The organism is Dehalococcoides sp. THU4, from assembly GCF_043231265.1.
GTDB classification, from domain to species: domain Bacteria; phylum Chloroflexota; class Dehalococcoidia; order Dehalococcoidales; family Dehalococcoidaceae; genus Dehalococcoides; species Dehalococcoides mccartyi.
Genome location: NZ_CP171266.1, coordinates 452,206 through 468,858, shown reverse-complemented (window position 1 = coordinate 468,858; position 16,653 = coordinate 452,206). Strand labels below are relative to the sequence as shown.

Sequence of the window (16,653 nt, the reverse complement as noted above, 5' to 3'; positions counted from 1 at the left end):
TGTCTGACGTTAAAATAGCGGCTTTATTGCCTGTGGTACAGACTGTGCTCTTTGATATAAGCAGCCACTGCCTCAGGCACCAGATGTTCCACGCCCTGTCCGTTTTCCAGCCTTTCCCTTACCAGAGACGAAGAGACATCTACCTCCGGCTTGGACAGCATAATAAGGCTCTGCTGCAAACCGGGCAGTTTATCATCCAGTTCGTCCACATCAGGCTTTGCCTGCCCTATCCGGGGCACCGCCACCAGCTGGCAGAGCCGTATTATTTCCGGAGCCTTATGCCAGCGCGGCAAAGCCTCCAGATTATCCCAGCCCAATATAAAGTAAAGTTCGGTCTTTTCGGGCAGAATAAGCTTCAGGTCGTTTAAGGTATCTGCCGTATAGGTAGGGCCGCTTCTTTTTATTTCAATATCCATAACCCTGAAATAGGGCTTGCCGGATATAGCCAGTTTAACCATATTCAGGCGGTCTGCAGCCGGGCTGATAGCCTTGTCCGCTTTGTAATATGGCTGGCCGGTGGGTATAAAAATAATCTCGTCCAGCCCCAGCCTCTTTTTTACCTCTTCCGCCAGTATCAGGTGGCCGGTATGAATAGGGTCAAAAGTTCCCCCCAGTATGCCTGTTTTTAAAGATACCATTCCAGCCTGCCGGTTATAATCTTCTGGCCGATAACTGCCCCGGCCTTTATCAACGCCTGCTGGACATTCCGGTGTTTAAGAAGCACCATTATCTGCCGCCTGACCTCCAAATCTTCAATATCAGAGTGCTCAATAATCCGCTCAATTTCAGGGGCTTCCACCTGCCAGCCGTCTTCCAGGCGGGTTATATGGAAACCCATTTTGCCCTTGGGGGCAGGCCGGAATACCTTGATTTCCTGGTCATTTTCTGCTTCAGGTGCATCTGCCGCTTTAAGAATAGCCAGCTTTTCAGCTACTTTATCCAAAAGCACCTCCACCCCTTCGCCCGTCAGGGCCGAAATAAAAAACACCTCCAGCCCGGCTTCTTTAAAAGTCTCGGTCAGCTCTTCCCGCCTTAACTGCACCAGTTCGTCATCTATTTTGTTTACCGCCACCACCTGGGGGCGTTCCGACAAAGAGGCGTCATAAAGGTACAGCTCGCTGTTGACCTTTATCATATCATCTATGGGGTTATCCGAAGTCCCGTCCAGCAAATGGATAACCATGCGGGTACGGGAAATATGGCGTAAAAAGTCATGCCCCAGCCCCCTGCCCAGATGGGCGTCTTCAATAAGACCGGGTACTTCCGCCATAACAAATGTACCCTCCGGTCTTTCCACCACCCCCATTACCGGTGAAAGAGTAGTAAACGGGTAGTTAGCCACCCTGGGTTTGGCCGCGGTAAGCAGTGAAAGCAGCGAAGACTTACCCACATTCGGATAACCGATAATAGCCACATCGGCAATAAGTTTCAGTTCCAGTATCAGCTCATATTCGCCGCCCGGCTGGCCTTTCTGAGCCAGCATGGGGGCTTGGTTGGTGGACGAAACAAAGTGGGTATTGCCCAGTCCGCCCTGCCCGCCGCGGGCTACCAGGGTACGATCTCCGTCAGCGGCCAAATCAGCCAGAACCCGTTTCTGGCCGTTTTCTTCCACAATAGTAGCAACCGTACCCACCGGCACTTTTATCACCAGGTCAGCCCCGTTGTGGCCGGTGCAGCGGCTGCCCATACCGTTCTCGCCGTTGGCCGCCTTATGCACCCGTTTATGTTTAAAATTTAAAAGGCTGTAAAGCCCGGAATCAGCTTCCAGATATACATTACCCCCGTCCCCGCCGTCACCCCCGTCCGGCCCGCCGTAAGGCACAAATTTTTCGCGGCGGAAACTGACCTTGCCGCTGCCGCCGTCTCCGGACTTAACCCGTATTTCCACTCTGTCAAACATATAAAAACACCTTATCTAAAAAGTTATCTAATTCTTGAGTTATCGAAAACCTGTAAACTTTAACTGGTTTATTTTTTAAGTATATCAGAAATACTAATAATAAGGCTTTACGAGTAAAATCGCTATTCCTGTCCTCCGGCCTTATTTTTAAAGCAAAGTATCTGCAAAGTTATCGAAAATTCAGCCCGGTTATCGAAAAATATAATAAAGTTATAGAAAGCCTGTCTAAAAAGAATAGAAAAAACCGGCAAAAGCACCCTGCTGGCAGAATGAAAATAAAGAAAAATATAAGGATAAGGAAAAGCGGTGCGGCGAAAAGGGCTAAATCAGCGGGAAAGGCGCTGCTGGGAAAGCTGGTTTTGAACTTCGTTCATTTTCAGGCGCAGAAAGGCGCTGTTTTCCATCTCCAGCTGGATTTTGTCACAGGCGTGGCTGACGGTGGAAGCACTTCTTCCCCCCAGGGACTGGCCTATTTCTACCAGTGAGGCGGAGTTTTGCTGCTTTAGCATAAACATGGCAAACTGACGGGCCAGAGCGGTATCTTTGTCACGGGCGGCACCCAAAAGTTCGGTAGCGGGTATTTGAAATACCTGGGATACCGCCGAAATTATATTACCGGGGCGGAGAGGGCTGTTTTCCCTGACCGGGCGTGAGCCGATATCCGACAGGGCTCTGGCGGCCAGGTCCGGGGTAATGGTAGCCCTAAGCAGGCGGGCATAGGCCAACACCCGGTTAAGGCTGCCTTCCAGTTCGCGGATATTATGCTTTACTTCCTGGGCCAGGTACTCCAGGGTGTCCATATTAAGTTCGGTACCGGACTGCTCAGCTTTAAGCTGCAAAAGCTCCAGGCGGGTTTTTTCATCCGGCGGTTCAATCTCAATCGTCAGCCCCCACTCAAAACGGGAACGCAGTCTTTCGGCCAGCTGGGGCAGTGACTTGGGGGGTGAATCTGCCGAAATGACTATCTGGCGGTTGGAGTTATGCAGGTCATTAAAGGTATGGAACAGGCATTCTTCGGTCTGCTCCTTGCCGCCGATAAACTGGACATCATCCAGCAGCAATAAATCTACATCCCGGTAACGGGCACGGAACTCTTCGGTCTGGCCGTTTCGGATAGATGATATAAAGTCAGTGGTAAACTGTTCCCCGCTGACATACAGGGCCTTGCGGCGGTTTAAGTTTGCCAGATGGCCGATAGCCTGTAAAAGATGGGTCTTGCCTAAACCGGCTGCTGCATATATATAAAGCGGGTTGTAGCTCTTGCCGGGATTCTGGGCGGCTGCCAGCGAAGCGGCATGAGCCAGGCGGTTGCAAGAGCCTACTATAAAGGATTCAAAAGTATAACGGGGGTTAAAGGGTGAAACGGTTTTTTCTCTGGCTGTTTGGGGAGCGCTAGCCTGTACCTGAGCGGACTGGACAAGCTGGAAACCCAGCTCAACCGGGCTGTGGGTAATATTTATCAGGGTTTTTTCAATCAGCGAACGCTGATTGACCTCCAGATATTCGGCCACGAAAGTGTTGGGAACACCTATAATAAACTCACTGCCGTCGTACTTAAGTCCGACAGTTTTGGCAAACCAGGTGCGGAAATTGGGCTTGTTTACCTGAAGTTCAATCTCCCCCAGGGCTGTTTCCCAAAGTTCTTGTGCAGGCCGAACAGACAAAAATATCCCTCCCAGTAATTAAACCGTATCTGAAATCAAGGGGGCAAGCACTCTGCCATGAAAATGATCCACCCCTTAAAGAATAAGTACCAATCTGTTAAAGACTAGATAAATAGTAACAATGGCGGTTGACAACAAGCAAGGTGCCTGTGGCAGGGATAGAAGGTCACTTGACACCCCCTTACTCTCCAAATCTCACTGGTATGTCTGTTTTTAGCCTCTTTCGGCCCTCATAGATGCATAAATTAAAATAAAGTTGTTATGGTAATTAGGCGGTGTTACAATGGCGGTGATGAATGAACTCAGGATTGTTTTTATGGGCAGCCCCGAATTTGCCCTTACTCCTCTTAAGATGCTCCTTGCCGAAGGATACGATATCTGCGGGGTTTACACCCAGCCTGACCGTCCGGCAGGGCGGGGGCGTGAGCTTTGTCCTCCCCCGGTAAAGGCGCTGGTACTGGAACGCGGGCTGGCGGTTTACCAGCCCCAAAGCCTCAAGAAACCCGAAGAGCAGGCAGTCTTGAGCGGGCTTAAGCCGGATGTAATAGTAGTGGCGGCTTACGGCCTTATCTTGCCCCAGGCGGTGCTGGATATACCGGCATACGGGGTCTTAAATATCCACCCCTCCCTGCTCCCCCGTTACCGCGGGGCAACCCCGGTGGCCGCAACTCTGCTGGGGGGTGACGAATGGGCTGGCGTTTCCCTGATGAAACTGGAAGCCGGGCTGGATACCGGGCCGGTCTATTCCCGGGCTGCGATACCTGTCCGCCCGGAAGATACCACACCTCTTTTGGCTGATAAACTGGCCTTTATCGGCAGTTGCTTGCTTTTAGAGTTATTAAGCCGGATTCCCTCTTTGCCCCAGCCGGAGCTTCAGGATAACGCGGAGGCCACTTATTTCGGTATGGTCACCAAGGACATGGGGCAGTTAGACTGGCAGACTCCGGCAGCGGAAATTGAACGGCGGGTGAGGGCGTTTTTCCCCTGGCCGGGTGTTTTTACTTCGTATAACCAAAAGACCCTGAAAATACTGGAAGCAAGACCCCAAAAGCTGGGTTTGGGCTTACAGCCGTCTCAGGTCAGGGTTTATGAAGGTGACAGAATAATGGTTGGCTCAGCTTCGGGAGAGCTTGAGATAATCCGGCTTCAGCTGGAGGGCAAGGCCGCCTGCTCTGCGGCAGATTTCCTGCGCGGTCAGCGCCACTTTGACGGGGTTAATCTGGGGGTTTAGCAAGCCCGCTTCAGCTGGCGGGCTAAATAGGTCACCTGGCACATTTCTTCCAAAGCAAAGGTGTATTTCAGGGCTTCTTCAATAGTCTCCCCTGTGGCAAAGCTGCCATGCCCGGCTACTACTATAACATTGCGGTTTTCAAGTGCCCGGGCCGCTTCTTCAGCCATACCGCCGGGGTGAACCCTCTCTCCGAAACCGATAACCGGTATAGCCCCCATACAGTAAAGCCCCTCTCCGCAGTCCGGTATTATTTCCGCCTCAAGCAGGGAAAGGGCGGCCGCATACGGCGGGTGGGCATGGACTATAGCTTTGGCGGAAGTGCGGCGGTAAATAGCCCGGTGTACCGGCAGTTCGCTTGAGGCAAGCGGGGTAAACTGATCATCATAATCTATACCTGTCAGTATCAGGTCTGTTTCAGCCAGCAGGGGCAGTGAACTGCCTGTTCTGGTTATGTAAAGCTTGTCCTGCTGTCTCTGGCTAAGGTTGCCGGAGTGCGAAGAAACCAGCCCCCTGCTGAACAGCAGTTTTCCGGCCTGTATAAACCAGCTCAGGGTTTCAGGGGGTATCTGTTTATTCAAAGTTGGCTTGTCCCCTAATCCATCTGGCGGATTACAGCTATAACCCGCCCCTGTATTTCAACATTATCCGGCTGGGTATATATGGGCGGCATAGTGCGGTTGGCCGGCTGCAGGCGCACCCTGCCCGGTTCCATATAAACCTTTTTCAGGGTGACTTCTTTCTGGTCTTTCAGCCAGACAGCAGCCGTTTCGCCGTTGTCTACCGTTTGGGTGTGCTGCATAATTACCAGGTCTCCGTCATTTATCAAATCTTCTATCATGGAGACGCCCTTAACCCGCAAAGCGTAGATATTCTCCCGGCCGCGGGTCAGGTCTTCGGTCACCTCTATATTTTCGTCAGAAGTGACTACCGCAAAGCTGTCTGATTCGGGAACGGGTATGGGGATGCCGGCGGCAATCTGGCCGATAACCGGTATGCTTATACGCCCTTCTTCGGTTTCTTCCGTGCCCACCAGCTCAATCCCGCGGGATATCTCAGCCTGACGGCGGATAAGCCCCATTTTCTGCAGGATTTTCAAATTATAATCAACCACAGAGGTAGAGCTGATATTACAGCCGTTTACAATATCCCGTATGCTGGGGGGATATCCGTAACGGCGGCGGAAACGGGCAATAAAATCTATCATAGCCCGCTGTCTGGTGGTCAGTTTCAAAGTCAACTCTGTCCCCGCATAAGAACACTTGTTCTACATAATAAATCAAAAACACCTTCCCTGTCAATACACAAAGGAAGGTGAAAAACGCAAATAAAAAGCGGAGTTATTTAGCGGCTTGGTTGAGCTTTTTCATCAGGCGGCTTTTGCGGCGGGCGGCGTTTTTGGGGTGAAGAATGCCCTTTTCGGCAGCCTTATCCAAAGTGCTCTGAGCGGACACAGCAGCGGCTTCAGCTTCGGTTAGCGAACCGGCGTCAACCAGTTTCTTGACCTTGGTCAGGCTGGTCTTTACCTGGCTCTTGGCCCGGCGGTTCTCCTGACGGTTGGCATCTGCTACGCGCAAAGCTTTTTCCGCAGATTTTGTGTTAGGCAAGTGAGTCTACCTCCAATAAAATGTACCTATGGAATATAGCAAATATATAACCCAAATGCAACCGCAGGCACACCGCCTTTATCGGCGGGTATATTTCTGTTAAAATATAATATATTTATGTAACCTAAGGAGCATATCATGTTTTTGTATCTGCTGTTTATGCTGCCTCCCCTGGCGCTGATGCTGTATGCCCAGTGGCGGGTAAGCAGTTCTTTTAAAAAATATTCCAAAGTGGGCAATCTGGCCGGTCTCAGCGGTCTTCAGGCGGCCAGACGGTTGCTGGACGAACACGGGCTGGGAAATGTTCAGGTGGAGCTTACCAAGGGCAAGCTTTCAGACCACTATGACCCCAGAGCCAAGGTGCTTAGGCTGTCTCCCGAAGTAGCCAATACCGCTTCGGTGGCTTCTATAGGTATTGTTGCCCATGAAGTAGGCCATGCGGTTCAGGACAGGGAGTTTTACGCCCCCCTGAAAGTCCGTAATTCCCTTTTTCCGGTGGCCAGTTTCGGCAGCCAGTTCGGTTTCATTCTGGTACTGGTGGGATTGTTCCTTTACGGCTTCTCCTTGTCATTCGGGCTTCCGGTTGCCTGGGCGGGGGTTGCTTTATTTGCGGTGGCGGTAATATTTTCGCTCATTACCCTGCCGGTGGAGTTTAACGCTTCCAGCCGGGCCATGGCTATGCTTAGCGGCGGCTCACTGGTTTCGGTCAGAGAGTCAGCCGGGGTCAAAGCCGTGCTGGGTGCGGCTGCCCTTACTTACGTGGCGGCTTTGCTTCAGGCGGTAGGCCAGCTGCTTTACTTTGTGCTTATGCTGGTGGGGTTCGGGCGGAACGACTAAAGCTTTTACCTGCCGCGTATCTGTTTTTTTGAGTCTTAAAGCCCCGCCCCAAAAGCGGGGTTTTTTCTTGTCAAGCTAAGGGTTATAAACGTATAATCACACCAGTAGTCTTAGGGGGTAGGTTATGAAACAGCCGCAAGACCTGCGCAGTTTTGAAAGTTTGCAGCAGATTCTGCATATGCTTCGCAGTCCGGAGGGGTGTCCCTGGGACAGGGCGCAGACCCATAAATCCATGCGGGACAGCCTGCTTGAAGAAACCTATGAAGTGCTGGAAGCCTTGGACGCAGAAGACACAGGGCGTTTTTGCGGTGAGCTGGGTGATTTGCTCCTCCAGATAGTTTTCCACGCCGAAATCGGCGCTGAAGCCAAAGAGTTTAACATGGGTGACGTGATAGAGGCTATAAATACCAAGCTTATCCGCCGCCATCCCCATGTATTCAGTCAGTCTAAATTTACATCTCCGGCTGAGGTTCTGCATAACTGGGAGGAGATTAAAAAGACTGAACGCGGCCATGACAAGTCCATGCTTTCCGGTGTACCCAAACAGCTGCCGGCTCTCAGTTACAGCCAGGAAGTGCAGGGACGGGTGGCCAGAGTGGGCTTTGACTGGAAAGAAGACGAAGGGGTGCTGGAAAAGCTGGGAGAAGAAATAGCCGAATACAGCTCTGCCCCTACCCTTTCTGAAAAAGAAAAGGAATTCGGGGATATACTCTTTACCCTGGCTAATTATGCCCGCAGACAGGGTATAGATTTGGAGTCTGCCCTCAGGGGGGCGAACAAACGTTTTTACAGCCGCTTTGAACACATGGAAGAATTTTGCCGGAACACGGGCAGAGATATATCTAAACTGAGCTTTGGCGAACAGAACGAACTCTGGCAGGCGGCTAAAAAGAAAGAAAACGGGGAAAAAGCAGATTAGAATGGTCGGGGCGAGAAGATTCGAACTTCCGGCCTCAGCGTCCCGAACGCTGCGCGCTAACCAGGCTGCGCTACGCCCCGCCAGATTTAATATTATAGAGACAATTGCTTATAAGGGCAACTTGAAGCTAAAGCAGGCAGGGGTTAAATAAAATGAAATATTGCGTACTTATTACTGACGGTGCTTCCGGCTGGGGGATAAAAGAACAGGGCGGTAAAACCGCACTGGAACTGGCCCGCACCCCCAATCTGGATAAAATGGCCAAAAACGGCTTTATGGGCCAAAGTGCCAATGTGCCGCCGGGAATGGAGCCTTCGTCTGCCTGTGCCTGCATGTCCCTGCTGGGGTATGACCCCGAAATATATTACAAAGGGCGGGCGGCTATTGAGGCGGTCAGCATGGGGGTAGATGTTGCCCCTGACGAGGTTGTTTTCCGCTGTAATCTGGTGTCTGTAATAGACGGCAAAATGGCCAGTTATTCGGCCGGGCATATTTCCAGCGAAGAGGCGGCCGAACTGCTTGAGGCAGTAGCCAAAGAGCTTGGCAGTGAGCGGGTAAAGTTTTACCCTGGGGTAAATTACCGCCACCTGCTTAAACTAAAGGGCATGGGGGATACGGCCAAAGCGCTTTGCACCCCTCCCCATGATATTTCCGACCGTGAGGTATCCCCGTATTTGCCGCAGGGTGAGGGCAGCCTTATTTTAAACCAGCTTATCAGCTCCTCCCAGCAGATACTCAAAGACCACCCGCTAAACCTCCGCCGCCAGAGTCAGGGTAAACTGCCGGCTAATTCCATCTGGCTGTTTTGGGGCAGCGGCCCTATCCCGCCCATGCCCTCTTTCAAAAAGGCTTACGGGCTGGATGCAGTTTTAAATTCAGGTGTGGATTTGCTGCGGGGGCTGGGTATTATGATGAATATGAAAATACTGGAACTAAACGGCATAACAGACGGGCTTAATAATGATTTTTCCGGCCAGATGCGGGGCGGCCTTTTGGCACTTGGGGATAACGACCTGGCGGTAATCCATGTAGAAGCGCCGGATGAAGCCGGTCATGCCGGCAGCCTGGCAGATAAAGTAAAGGCAATAGAGCTTATAGACGAGCTTATGGTTGGCCAGCTTCTGGCTTATCCCGAAGATATACGGGTGCTGGTTACGCCTGACCACCCTACCCCGCTTGAGCTTAAAACCCATGTGACAGAGCCGGTACCATTCCTGATGTGGGGCAAAGGGGTTGCCTCTAACGGTGTCTCCCGCTTTACAGAGAAAGAAGCGGCTAAAACAGGTATAATATTTGAAAAGGGCTGCAATCTGATGCAGGCTTTTCTCAAATAGGTTTATTTAGAGGTAGATAAATATGCCCAGAGAAGATGACAGATACCGGAACGCCATGTACAACGGGCATCCCCCGGCCTGTACCTGTGTGGACTGCACCCGCCGGCGGCTGGCGGGAAATGCCCGCCGCAAGAGCGTGGAACGCAGCCTGTTCAGCTGGATTATTATCGGGGCGGTGGTTTTGGTGATAATCATGTTTGTGCTCTGGTGGGGCAGCCGCGCCTGAGCCTTTTATTTTCAGGCTAAAGGTTTATAATATAGGGCAAAACCGTCTTTTAAGCCTGTGCAGTTCTTAAAACGTACAGGCAAAATATAAACAGATTGTTTGGGGTTTAGTATGGCAGTTGTAGTTCATAAATACGGCGGCACTTCGGTTGGTGATGCCGAAAGGATTAAACACGTAGCCAAGCGGATTATTGCCGCCCGCCAGAAGGGCAGCGATGTGGTGGCGGTGGTTTCGGCTATGGGAGATACCACCGATGACCTGATTGCCCTTGCCCACAAGCTGAATGACTGTCCCGAACCGCGGGAAATGGACGTTTTACTGTCTACCGGTGAAATAGTCTCCAGCACCCTTTTGGCCATGGCGCTTAAAAACATGGGGCAGGATGCTATCAGCCTTTCAGGCCAGCAGGCAGGTATCCGTACGGATTCGGCTCATTCCAAAGCCCGCATTACCGGCATTGACCCCAAGCGTATTCATGATGAACTGGCTAAAGGGCGGGTGGTAATTGTGGCCGGTTTTCAGGGCGTTTCAGACTGTCAGGACGTAACCACCCTGGGGCGGGGTGGTTCTGATACTACAGCGGTTGCTCTGGCGGCCAGTTTGGGTGCCAGTATATGTGAGCGTTATACAGACGTGGACGGCGTTTATACCGCTGACCCCCGCCTGATACCGGATGCCCGGCGGCTTGCGGAAATAAGTTATGAAGAAATGCTGGAACTTTCATCTTACGGGGCTAAGATAATGCACCCCCGGGCGGTGGAAATAGGTCAGGTGTACAATATACCCATTCTGGTAGCGTCCAGCTTTAATGAAAATCCCGGCACACTGATACATGGAGGGGAAAATATGGAAATACGAAACAGGGTCAGCGGAATAGCCCATGATTTTGAGGTTGCCAAGATAACCATACTCGGGGTGCCTGACAAACCGGGCATAGCGGCCGGTCTTTTTGCCCCGCTGGCCAAAGCCGGAGTCAGCGTGGACACCATCGTCCAGAACTCCAGCCAGGACCATATAACAGACCTGACCTTTACGGTTACCAAGTCAGATTTGGGCAAGGCGCTGGAGGTTATCGGCCCTATTGCCAAGGATATTCAGGCCCGGGAAGTGCTGAGTGATTCCAAGATAGGCAAAGTCAGCATTATCGGCACCGGCATGTTAAATGCACCCGGTTATGCCGCCCGCATGTTCAAAGCTTTGTCAGATGCCGGAATAAATATTTTGCTTATTTCCACCTCGGAAATACGCATAACCTGTATTATAGAAGAAGATAAGGTAAAAGATGCGGTTAAGGCTATACACAAGGCCTTTGAGATGGAAAAAGACTAGGGGTTTGTAAAAGGGTATAAACCGGGGTTTAAACTGTATATAAAAAGAGAGTGGCTGCCTTAAGCAGCCACTACTTCTTTGACTTCGGGTATTTCGCGCTTCAAGATTTTTTCAATGCCGTTTTTCAGGGTCATTGTAGACATGGGGCAGCCGGCGCAGGCGCCCACCAGCTTTACTTTTACTACTCCGTCCACAACTTCTACCAGTTCAACATTGCCGCCATCGGCTTCCAGGGCCGGTCTGATTTTATCCAGAACGGCTTCCACTTTTTCCAGCATTAGTAGCTCCTTCCAGCAGTATAAAAATTATTAAAACACCTATAATTTACAGTACCATAGCCCGGAAATGGTGTCAATTTGCCCCTGAAATAAGCGAATTTTTAAGCTATATGGAGTATAATAACCGGATAAAGGGTTTCTCATACTTGTAGACGGGTTTAGCATACAGTAAAATAACTACTCGTTTAGCAAATAACTGAAAATGAGGAATCTATGGCATACCAAGAAGAGGAACAGCTAAGACTCAAGCGCCAGAGCAGTAAACAGGCTGTAAGTTTAGCCATGGAAGGGCGCTGGCAAGAGGCGGTGGAGGTTAATAAAAAGATTATTGAGCAGTTCCCCAATGATGTGGAGGCCTTTAACCGTCTGGGGCGGGCTTATCTGGAACTGGCTATCTACCCGGAGGCTATTGCCGCCTATACCCGTGCCAAAGAAATAGATCCTTATAATATAATAGCTGAAAAAAATCTGCACCGGCTGGAAGTACTCAGCAAAGAAAATGCATCTGCCGGGACGGTTATTCACCGGGTTCAGCCCCAGGATTTCCTTGAAGAAATAGGCAAGGCCGGGGTGATAAACCTGACCCGTTTAGCTCCCAAAGGGGTACTGGCCAGAATTGTAGCCGGTGACCAGCTTTGTCTGCGGATAGACGGTGCCAATTTGTGGGTGGAAAACTGCGGCGGGGAAGTGCTGGGTATGGTGGACATACCCACTTCCAAGCGGCTTATAAAGCTGATGAAGGGCGGCAACAAATATTCAGCCACCGTTATCAGTTCCAATGAAGAAAAACTGGTGGTTATTATCCGCGAAACCTTCCAGCACCCCTCGCAGATGGGCATTCCCTCATTCTCGTCCAGAGGGCTTTCCAAGGGTGCGGTCAGCGCCGAATCTGAAGAGGGTGACAAAGAAGAAGGCGGATACGAGATGGAAGTAGACGAAACCGAACTGATGGTGGAAGAAGCCGAGGCTGAAAGCCAGACATATACAGATGATGAAAACGAGGGTGATCTGGAGGTTTAGAAGATGGTAACAGGTAATACCAGGCCTATAAATATAGAAGAGGAAATGAAGGGTTCTTACCTTGATTACGCTATGAGTGTAATCGTTTCGCGCGCCCTGCCGGATGTGCGTGACGGCCTTAAGCCGGTACAGAGGCGTATCCTCTATGCCATGAATGACCTGGGCATGAAGCATAATACCCCGTATAAAAAGAGTGCCCGTATCGTGGGTGAGGTTTTAGGTAAATATCACCCCCACGGTGACGCTTCCGTTTATGATGCTATGGTGCGTATGGCCCAGCCCTTTTCCTACCGCTATCCGCTGGTAGACGGTCAGGGTAACTTCGGCAGCGTGGACAACGACCCTCCGGCTGCCATGCGTTACACCGAAGCCCGCCTGGCCCAGATAGCCGAGCAATTGCTGACTGACATAGATAAAAATACGGTAGACTTTATGCCTAACTTTGATGCCTCACTGGAGGAGCCTACCGTTCTGCCGGCCCGCATACCTAACTTGCTTATGAACGGCAGTTCGGGTATCGCAGTGGGTATGGCAACCAATATACCCCCCCATAATCTGGCTGAGCTCTGCCAGGCCATCTGCTACCTGATAGACAACCCGGATTGCGGCGTAGATGAGCTGATGCAGTTTGTTTCCGGGCCTGACTTCCCCACCGGCGGCACTATACTGGGTACCGACGGCATAAAGAGTGCTTACGCAACCGGCAAGGGCAAGATTGTTATACAGGCCAAAGCCCATATAGGCGAAGTGGACAACCGCAAGGCCATATTTGTTACCGAGATTCCCTACCAGGTAAACAAGGCCGAACTGGTGGTCAAGATTGCCGAACTGGTCAAAGACCGCAAGATAGTAGGTATTTCCGACCTCAGGGACGAATCTGACCGGCAGGGTATGCGGGTAGTTATTGAGCTGAAGCGGGATGCCGAACCCCAGCAGGTTTTAAACAGCCTATATAAACATACCAATATGCGTACTTCATTCTTCGTTAATATGCTGGCACTGGTAGACGGCCAGCCGCAGGTACTCAGCCTGAAAGAAGTGCTTAAAAACTTTATAGACTTCCGCCACCTTATCATCACCCGCCGGAGTCAGTTTGAACTTAAAGCTGCCAAAGACCGCGCCCATATACTGGAAGGTCTTAAAAAGGCGCTGGATTTTATTGACCGTATTATTGCCATTATCCGAAACTCTGAAAACGGTGATACCGCCCGCAAAAATCTGGTGGCTGAGTTTGATTTCTCAGTTATTCAGGCCCAGGCTATTCTGGACTTGCAGCTTCGCCGTCTGGCCAATCTGGAACGCCAGAAGATACTGGACGAATACGCCGAGCTTATGAAACGGATAGGTTATCTGGAAGATTTACTGTCTCACCCTGAAAAGATTTATGCCCTGGTAAAGGAAGACGCCAAAGACCTTAAAGGGAGCTACGGCCAGCCCCGTGCTACCGAGATTTCCAGCCAGGGGGTTATAGAATTCCGGGTGGAAGACTTGGTACCCCATATGGACGTTATCGTAACCTTGAGCGAGAGGGGCTTTATCAAACGGGTGCCGGCTAACGTATTCCGCCTGCAGCACCGTGGCGGTACCGGCATAATGGGCATGCCCACCCGTGAGGCAGACGCAGTCCGTTTCCTTTCGGTTTCAGATACCCATGACACCCTGCTCTTCTTTACCAACCGGGGTAAGGTATTCAGCCTGCGCTGTTTTGATATACCTGATGATGCCTCCCGTATTGCCAAGGGTACGGCTATCGTAAACCTGATACCTGTGACCCAGGACGAACGGATAACCGCCATACTGGACTTAAAGAGCTTCCCGGCAGACCATTTCCTGCTGATGGCTACCAATAAAGGTGAAATCAAAAAGACCTCGCTTCAGGAGTTTACCGCAGTCCGTTCCTCCGGCCTGATAGCTATGGATTTGGCTACTTCGGATGAACTGGTGGCGGCGGTTGAAACCACTGAGGAAAAAGATATTCTGCTGGCTACCCGCATGGGGCAGTCTATCCGCTTCCCGGTAAGTGAACTCCGCACCAGCCTCAGGGCTTCCGGCGGTGTCAAAGCTATAGTCCTCTCCAAGGGGGACGAAGTGGTCAGTATGGACGTTGCCCAGGAGGGTACTCTGGTAATAACGGTAACTGAAAACGGTGCCGGCAAGCTGACCGCCATAGAGGAATACCCCCAGCAGCACCGGGCTGGCAGCGGGGTTATAAACTTCAAGGTAGTAGACAAAACCGGTGAGGTTGTGGCCTCAAAGGTAGTCAGCGAGACTGACCAGATGATGCTTATCTCCGCTGACGGCATGGTTACCCGTACCCAGGTCAAAGAAGAAGACCCCTCTCATGGCATACCCATCATGGGCAGGGCCACTCAGGGTGTGAGGGTAATGCGCCTTGAGGAAGGTGACAGGGTGGTTGCGGTAGCTACTTTTTAGCTGAAATATTCCGGTTAAAACACAAAGGGGGCTTTTTACCCCGTTTATTTGCCGTGCAGGCGGTTGTTACATTCGGCTACCGCTTTTTCCAGCCCGCAGGCGTGGCATTTGCCTTCGCGGCAGTCAGGCGTATCCTGCCCTTCCACTGAGCGGGCATATTCCCTTTTCAGGAATTCGGCACTTACCCCGGCATTTATATGCCCCCAGGGCAGCGTTTCGTCAAGCGGGCGTTTGCGGTGGGCATAGAACGAAGGGTTTAAATCGTATTGGTCAAAAGCCTCCTGCCAGAGGGTAAAATTGAAGCACTCACTCCAGGCATCAAACTTGGCACCCTTTTGCCAGGCGGTGTATATCACTTTGCCCAGACGGCGGTCTCCTCTGGAAAACACGGCTTCCAGCAGGCTCATTTTGGTATCAGACCAGGAAACCTTTATTCCCCAGCGTTTCAGCCCCTGCCTTACTATATCCGCCCTGCGGTAGAGGGATTCTTCGTCCAGCTGGGCTTCCCACTGAAATGGGGTATGGGCTTTGGGTACGTATGAGGCCAGGCTCAGGCGTATCTGGGGGCGGCGTCCGGGAGCGCCGCGGGACAGTGAATTTACCCTGCCTGCCATCTGGCAGATAGCGGCGGCATCTTCGTCAGTTTCAGTCGGAAGCCCTATCATGAAATACATCTTGAAGCTGGTCCAGCCGCTTTCAAAGGCAGTACGGGCGGTATCACACAGCTCTTCTTCAGAGGTAAGTTTATTTATAACCCGCTGGAGGCGCTCACTGGCTGCTTCGGGTGCAAAGGTAAGCCCGCTTTTACGCCCGCCCGCCAGCACGTTTACCAGCCCGACCGAATCCGGGGTCAGGCGTAAACTGGGCAGTGACAAAGCAAGGTGTTTGTCTGCGTATTTTTCCGCCAGGGTTTTTACCAGATTTTCAATACCCGGGTAGTCCGAACAGCTCAGCGAAAGCAGCGAAATTTCATCATAACCGCAGTTATCCAGTATGCCTTCAACGGCACTTAAAACCTCTGCCGCCGGGCGTACCCTGACCGGGCGGTAAATAATGCCGGCAGAGCAGAAACGGCAGCCCCGGCTGCAGCCGCGGCTTATCTCCACCGCTCCCCTGTCCTGCACCACCTCTATATACGGTACTACCGGTTTTACGGTTGGCGGCGGCAAAGCAGGCAAAATGCGGCGGTTTATTACGGGAGGTGCTTCAGGTGTGGTGGGGATTATGGATTTTAAAGTACCGTCAGGGTTATATTCGGCCTGATACAGGCTGGGTACGTAAATGCCGGGGATTTTAGCCAGTTCCCGCAAGACTTGGTATTTACCGAGGGTCTGTTTTTTGGCATCAAGGACAGCTTGGCACAGGTCTTGTATAGCTTCTTCGGCATCACCTATTACAAAAGCATCTATAAAATCTGCCAGGGGTTCGGGGTTGAGGCTGCAGCTGCCGCCGGCAATCACCAGCGGAAAATCCCCTCCCCTTTCGGAAGCAAGTATGGGTATGCCTGCCAGAGAAAGCATATTAAGTATATTGGTATAGGTAAGCTCATACCCCAGTGAAAAACCCAAGATATCAAACTCTTTTACGGGGTGGCCGCTTTCCAGGCTGACAAAGGGAAGCTTTCTCTCACGGATAAGGTTTTCCATATCCAGCCAGGGGCTGAAAACCCTTTCGGCCAGAATATCCGGGTTGCGGTTTAAAATATCATAAAGCAGGGGTATGGCCAGGTTGGACATGCCTATTTCATAAGTATCCGGAAAGCTAAGGGCAACCTTAAGCTGTGTCTTTGCCCATTTCTTGCAAACGGAATTCCACTCCCCGCCGGTATAACGGCCGGGTTTTTCAACCTGATGGAGAATATGTTCGGGGTAGTTCAAC

The 16,653-nt window shown here is 51.4% G+C and carries 16 protein-coding genes and 1 tRNA gene; 8 read left to right on the top strand and 9 right to left on the bottom strand.

Going from position 1 to position 16,653, the window contains the following annotated elements; translation table 11 throughout:
• Window positions 1-23: 23 nt before the first annotated feature.
• From nadD to dnaA, 3 genes are all read right to left on the bottom strand, one after another.
• Complete coding sequence (gene nadD / locus ACE6F3_RS02540) at window positions 24-638, bottom strand: nicotinate-nucleotide adenylyltransferase (RefSeq protein ID WP_324664948.1); 615 nt, start codon at window positions 636-638, stop codon at window positions 24-26.
• Window positions 626-1,900, bottom strand: a complete 1,275-nt coding sequence (gene obgE / locus ACE6F3_RS02535; RefSeq protein WP_324664946.1) for a GTPase ObgE — start codon at window positions 1,898-1,900, stop codon at window positions 626-628. The genes nadD and obgE overlap by 13 nt, the downstream gene beginning before the upstream one ends.
• Before the next feature lie 326 nt (window positions 1,901-2,226).
• Window positions 2,227-3,564, bottom strand: a complete 1,338-nt coding sequence (gene dnaA / locus ACE6F3_RS02530; RefSeq protein ID WP_324664944.1) for a chromosomal replication initiator protein DnaA — start codon at window positions 3,562-3,564, stop codon at window positions 2,227-2,229.
• Between the two features lie 283 nt (window positions 3,565-3,847).
• On the opposite strand from dnaA, the gene fmt reads away from it, so the two are divergent.
• Entirely contained in the window at window positions 3,848-4,795 is a 948-nt protein-coding gene (fmt, locus tag ACE6F3_RS02525) for a methionyl-tRNA formyltransferase (RefSeq protein WP_324664942.1), read from the top strand.
• Here the strand turns inward: fmt and ACE6F3_RS02520 are convergent.
• From ACE6F3_RS02520 to rpsT, 3 genes are all read right to left on the bottom strand, one after another.
• The gene (locus ACE6F3_RS02520; protein WP_324664940.1) at window positions 4,792-5,373 is read right to left on the bottom strand and encodes an aldolase; all 582 of its coding nucleotides are present in this window, start codon (window positions 5,371-5,373) and stop codon (window positions 4,792-4,794) included. The two genes, fmt and ACE6F3_RS02520, sit on opposite strands and share 4 nt — an antisense overlap.
• 14 nt (window positions 5,374-5,387) lie before the next feature.
• Window positions 5,388-6,032 (bottom strand): transcriptional repressor LexA, encoded by a 645-nt coding sequence (gene lexA, locus ACE6F3_RS02515; protein WP_012882749.1) that lies wholly within the window; start codon window positions 6,030-6,032, stop codon window positions 5,388-5,390.
• 100 nt (window positions 6,033-6,132) lie between these two features.
• Window positions 6,133-6,399, bottom strand: coding sequence for a 30S ribosomal protein S20 (rpsT, locus tag ACE6F3_RS02510; protein WP_010937308.1), 267 nt, complete (start codon window positions 6,397-6,399; stop codon window positions 6,133-6,135).
• A gap of 138 nt (window positions 6,400-6,537) precedes the next feature.
• On the opposite strand from rpsT, the gene ACE6F3_RS02505 reads away from it, so the two are divergent.
• Window positions 6,538-7,236, top strand: a complete 699-nt coding sequence (locus ACE6F3_RS02505) for a zinc metallopeptidase (protein ID WP_058292894.1) — start codon at window positions 6,538-6,540, stop codon at window positions 7,234-7,236.
• A gap of 124 nt (window positions 7,237-7,360) precedes the next feature.
• A complete protein-coding gene (gene mazG / locus ACE6F3_RS02500) occupies window positions 7,361-8,155 on the top strand; it encodes a nucleoside triphosphate pyrophosphohydrolase (protein ID WP_324664936.1) in 795 nt (264 codons plus the stop codon).
• A gap of 2 nt (window positions 8,156-8,157) precedes the next feature.
• On the opposite strand, the gene ACE6F3_RS02495 is transcribed toward mazG, so the two are convergent.
• A tRNA-Pro gene (locus ACE6F3_RS02495) sits at window positions 8,158-8,235 on the bottom strand.
• Between the two features lie 72 nt (window positions 8,236-8,307).
• Between ACE6F3_RS02495 and ACE6F3_RS02490 the strand changes: the two genes are divergently transcribed.
• The 3 genes from ACE6F3_RS02490 (at window position 8,308) to ACE6F3_RS02480 (ending at window position 11,044) form a co-directional block, all read left to right on the top strand.
• A complete protein-coding gene (locus ACE6F3_RS02490) occupies window positions 8,308-9,489 on the top strand; it encodes a cofactor-independent phosphoglycerate mutase (RefSeq protein WP_392654874.1) in 1,182 nt (393 codons plus the stop codon).
• Between the two features lie 22 nt (window positions 9,490-9,511).
• Window positions 9,512-9,715: a hypothetical protein gene (locus ACE6F3_RS02485; RefSeq protein WP_010937304.1), complete on the top strand. Its 204-nt coding sequence runs from the start codon at window positions 9,512-9,514 to the stop codon at window positions 9,713-9,715.
• A 111-nt stretch (window positions 9,716-9,826) separates the two neighbouring features.
• On the top strand, window positions 9,827-11,044 hold the full coding sequence (locus ACE6F3_RS02480; protein WP_058292891.1) for an aspartate kinase: 1,218 nt from the start codon (window positions 9,827-9,829) through the stop codon (window positions 11,042-11,044).
• Window positions 11,045-11,103: 59 nt separating this feature from the next.
• Here the strand turns inward: ACE6F3_RS02480 and ACE6F3_RS02475 are convergent, their stop codons facing one another.
• A complete protein-coding gene (locus ACE6F3_RS02475; RefSeq protein ID WP_010937302.1) occupies window positions 11,104-11,322 on the bottom strand; it encodes a NifU family protein in 219 nt (72 codons plus the stop codon).
• Between the two features lie 213 nt (window positions 11,323-11,535).
• On the opposite strand from ACE6F3_RS02475, the gene ACE6F3_RS02470 reads away from it, so the two are divergent.
• Together ACE6F3_RS02470 and gyrA are read left to right on the top strand one after the other, a co-directional pair.
• Window positions 11,536-12,342 carry a tetratricopeptide repeat protein gene (locus ACE6F3_RS02470; protein WP_010937301.1) on the top strand — a complete coding sequence of 269 codons (807 nt, stop codon included), beginning with the start codon at window positions 11,536-11,538 and terminating at the stop codon, window positions 12,340-12,342.
• Between the two features lie 3 nt (window positions 12,343-12,345).
• Window positions 12,346-14,775, top strand: a complete 2,430-nt coding sequence (gene gyrA / locus ACE6F3_RS02465; RefSeq protein WP_301085815.1) for a DNA gyrase subunit A — start codon at window positions 12,346-12,348, stop codon at window positions 14,773-14,775.
• A 44-nt stretch (window positions 14,776-14,819) separates the two neighbouring features.
• Here gyrA and ACE6F3_RS02460 read toward each other — a convergent pair whose 3' ends face one another.
• Entirely contained in the window at window positions 14,820-16,652 is a 1,833-nt protein-coding gene (locus tag ACE6F3_RS02460; protein ID WP_324664929.1) for a TIGR03960 family B12-binding radical SAM protein, read from the bottom strand.
• Between the last annotated feature and the right edge of the window lies 1 nt (window position 16,653).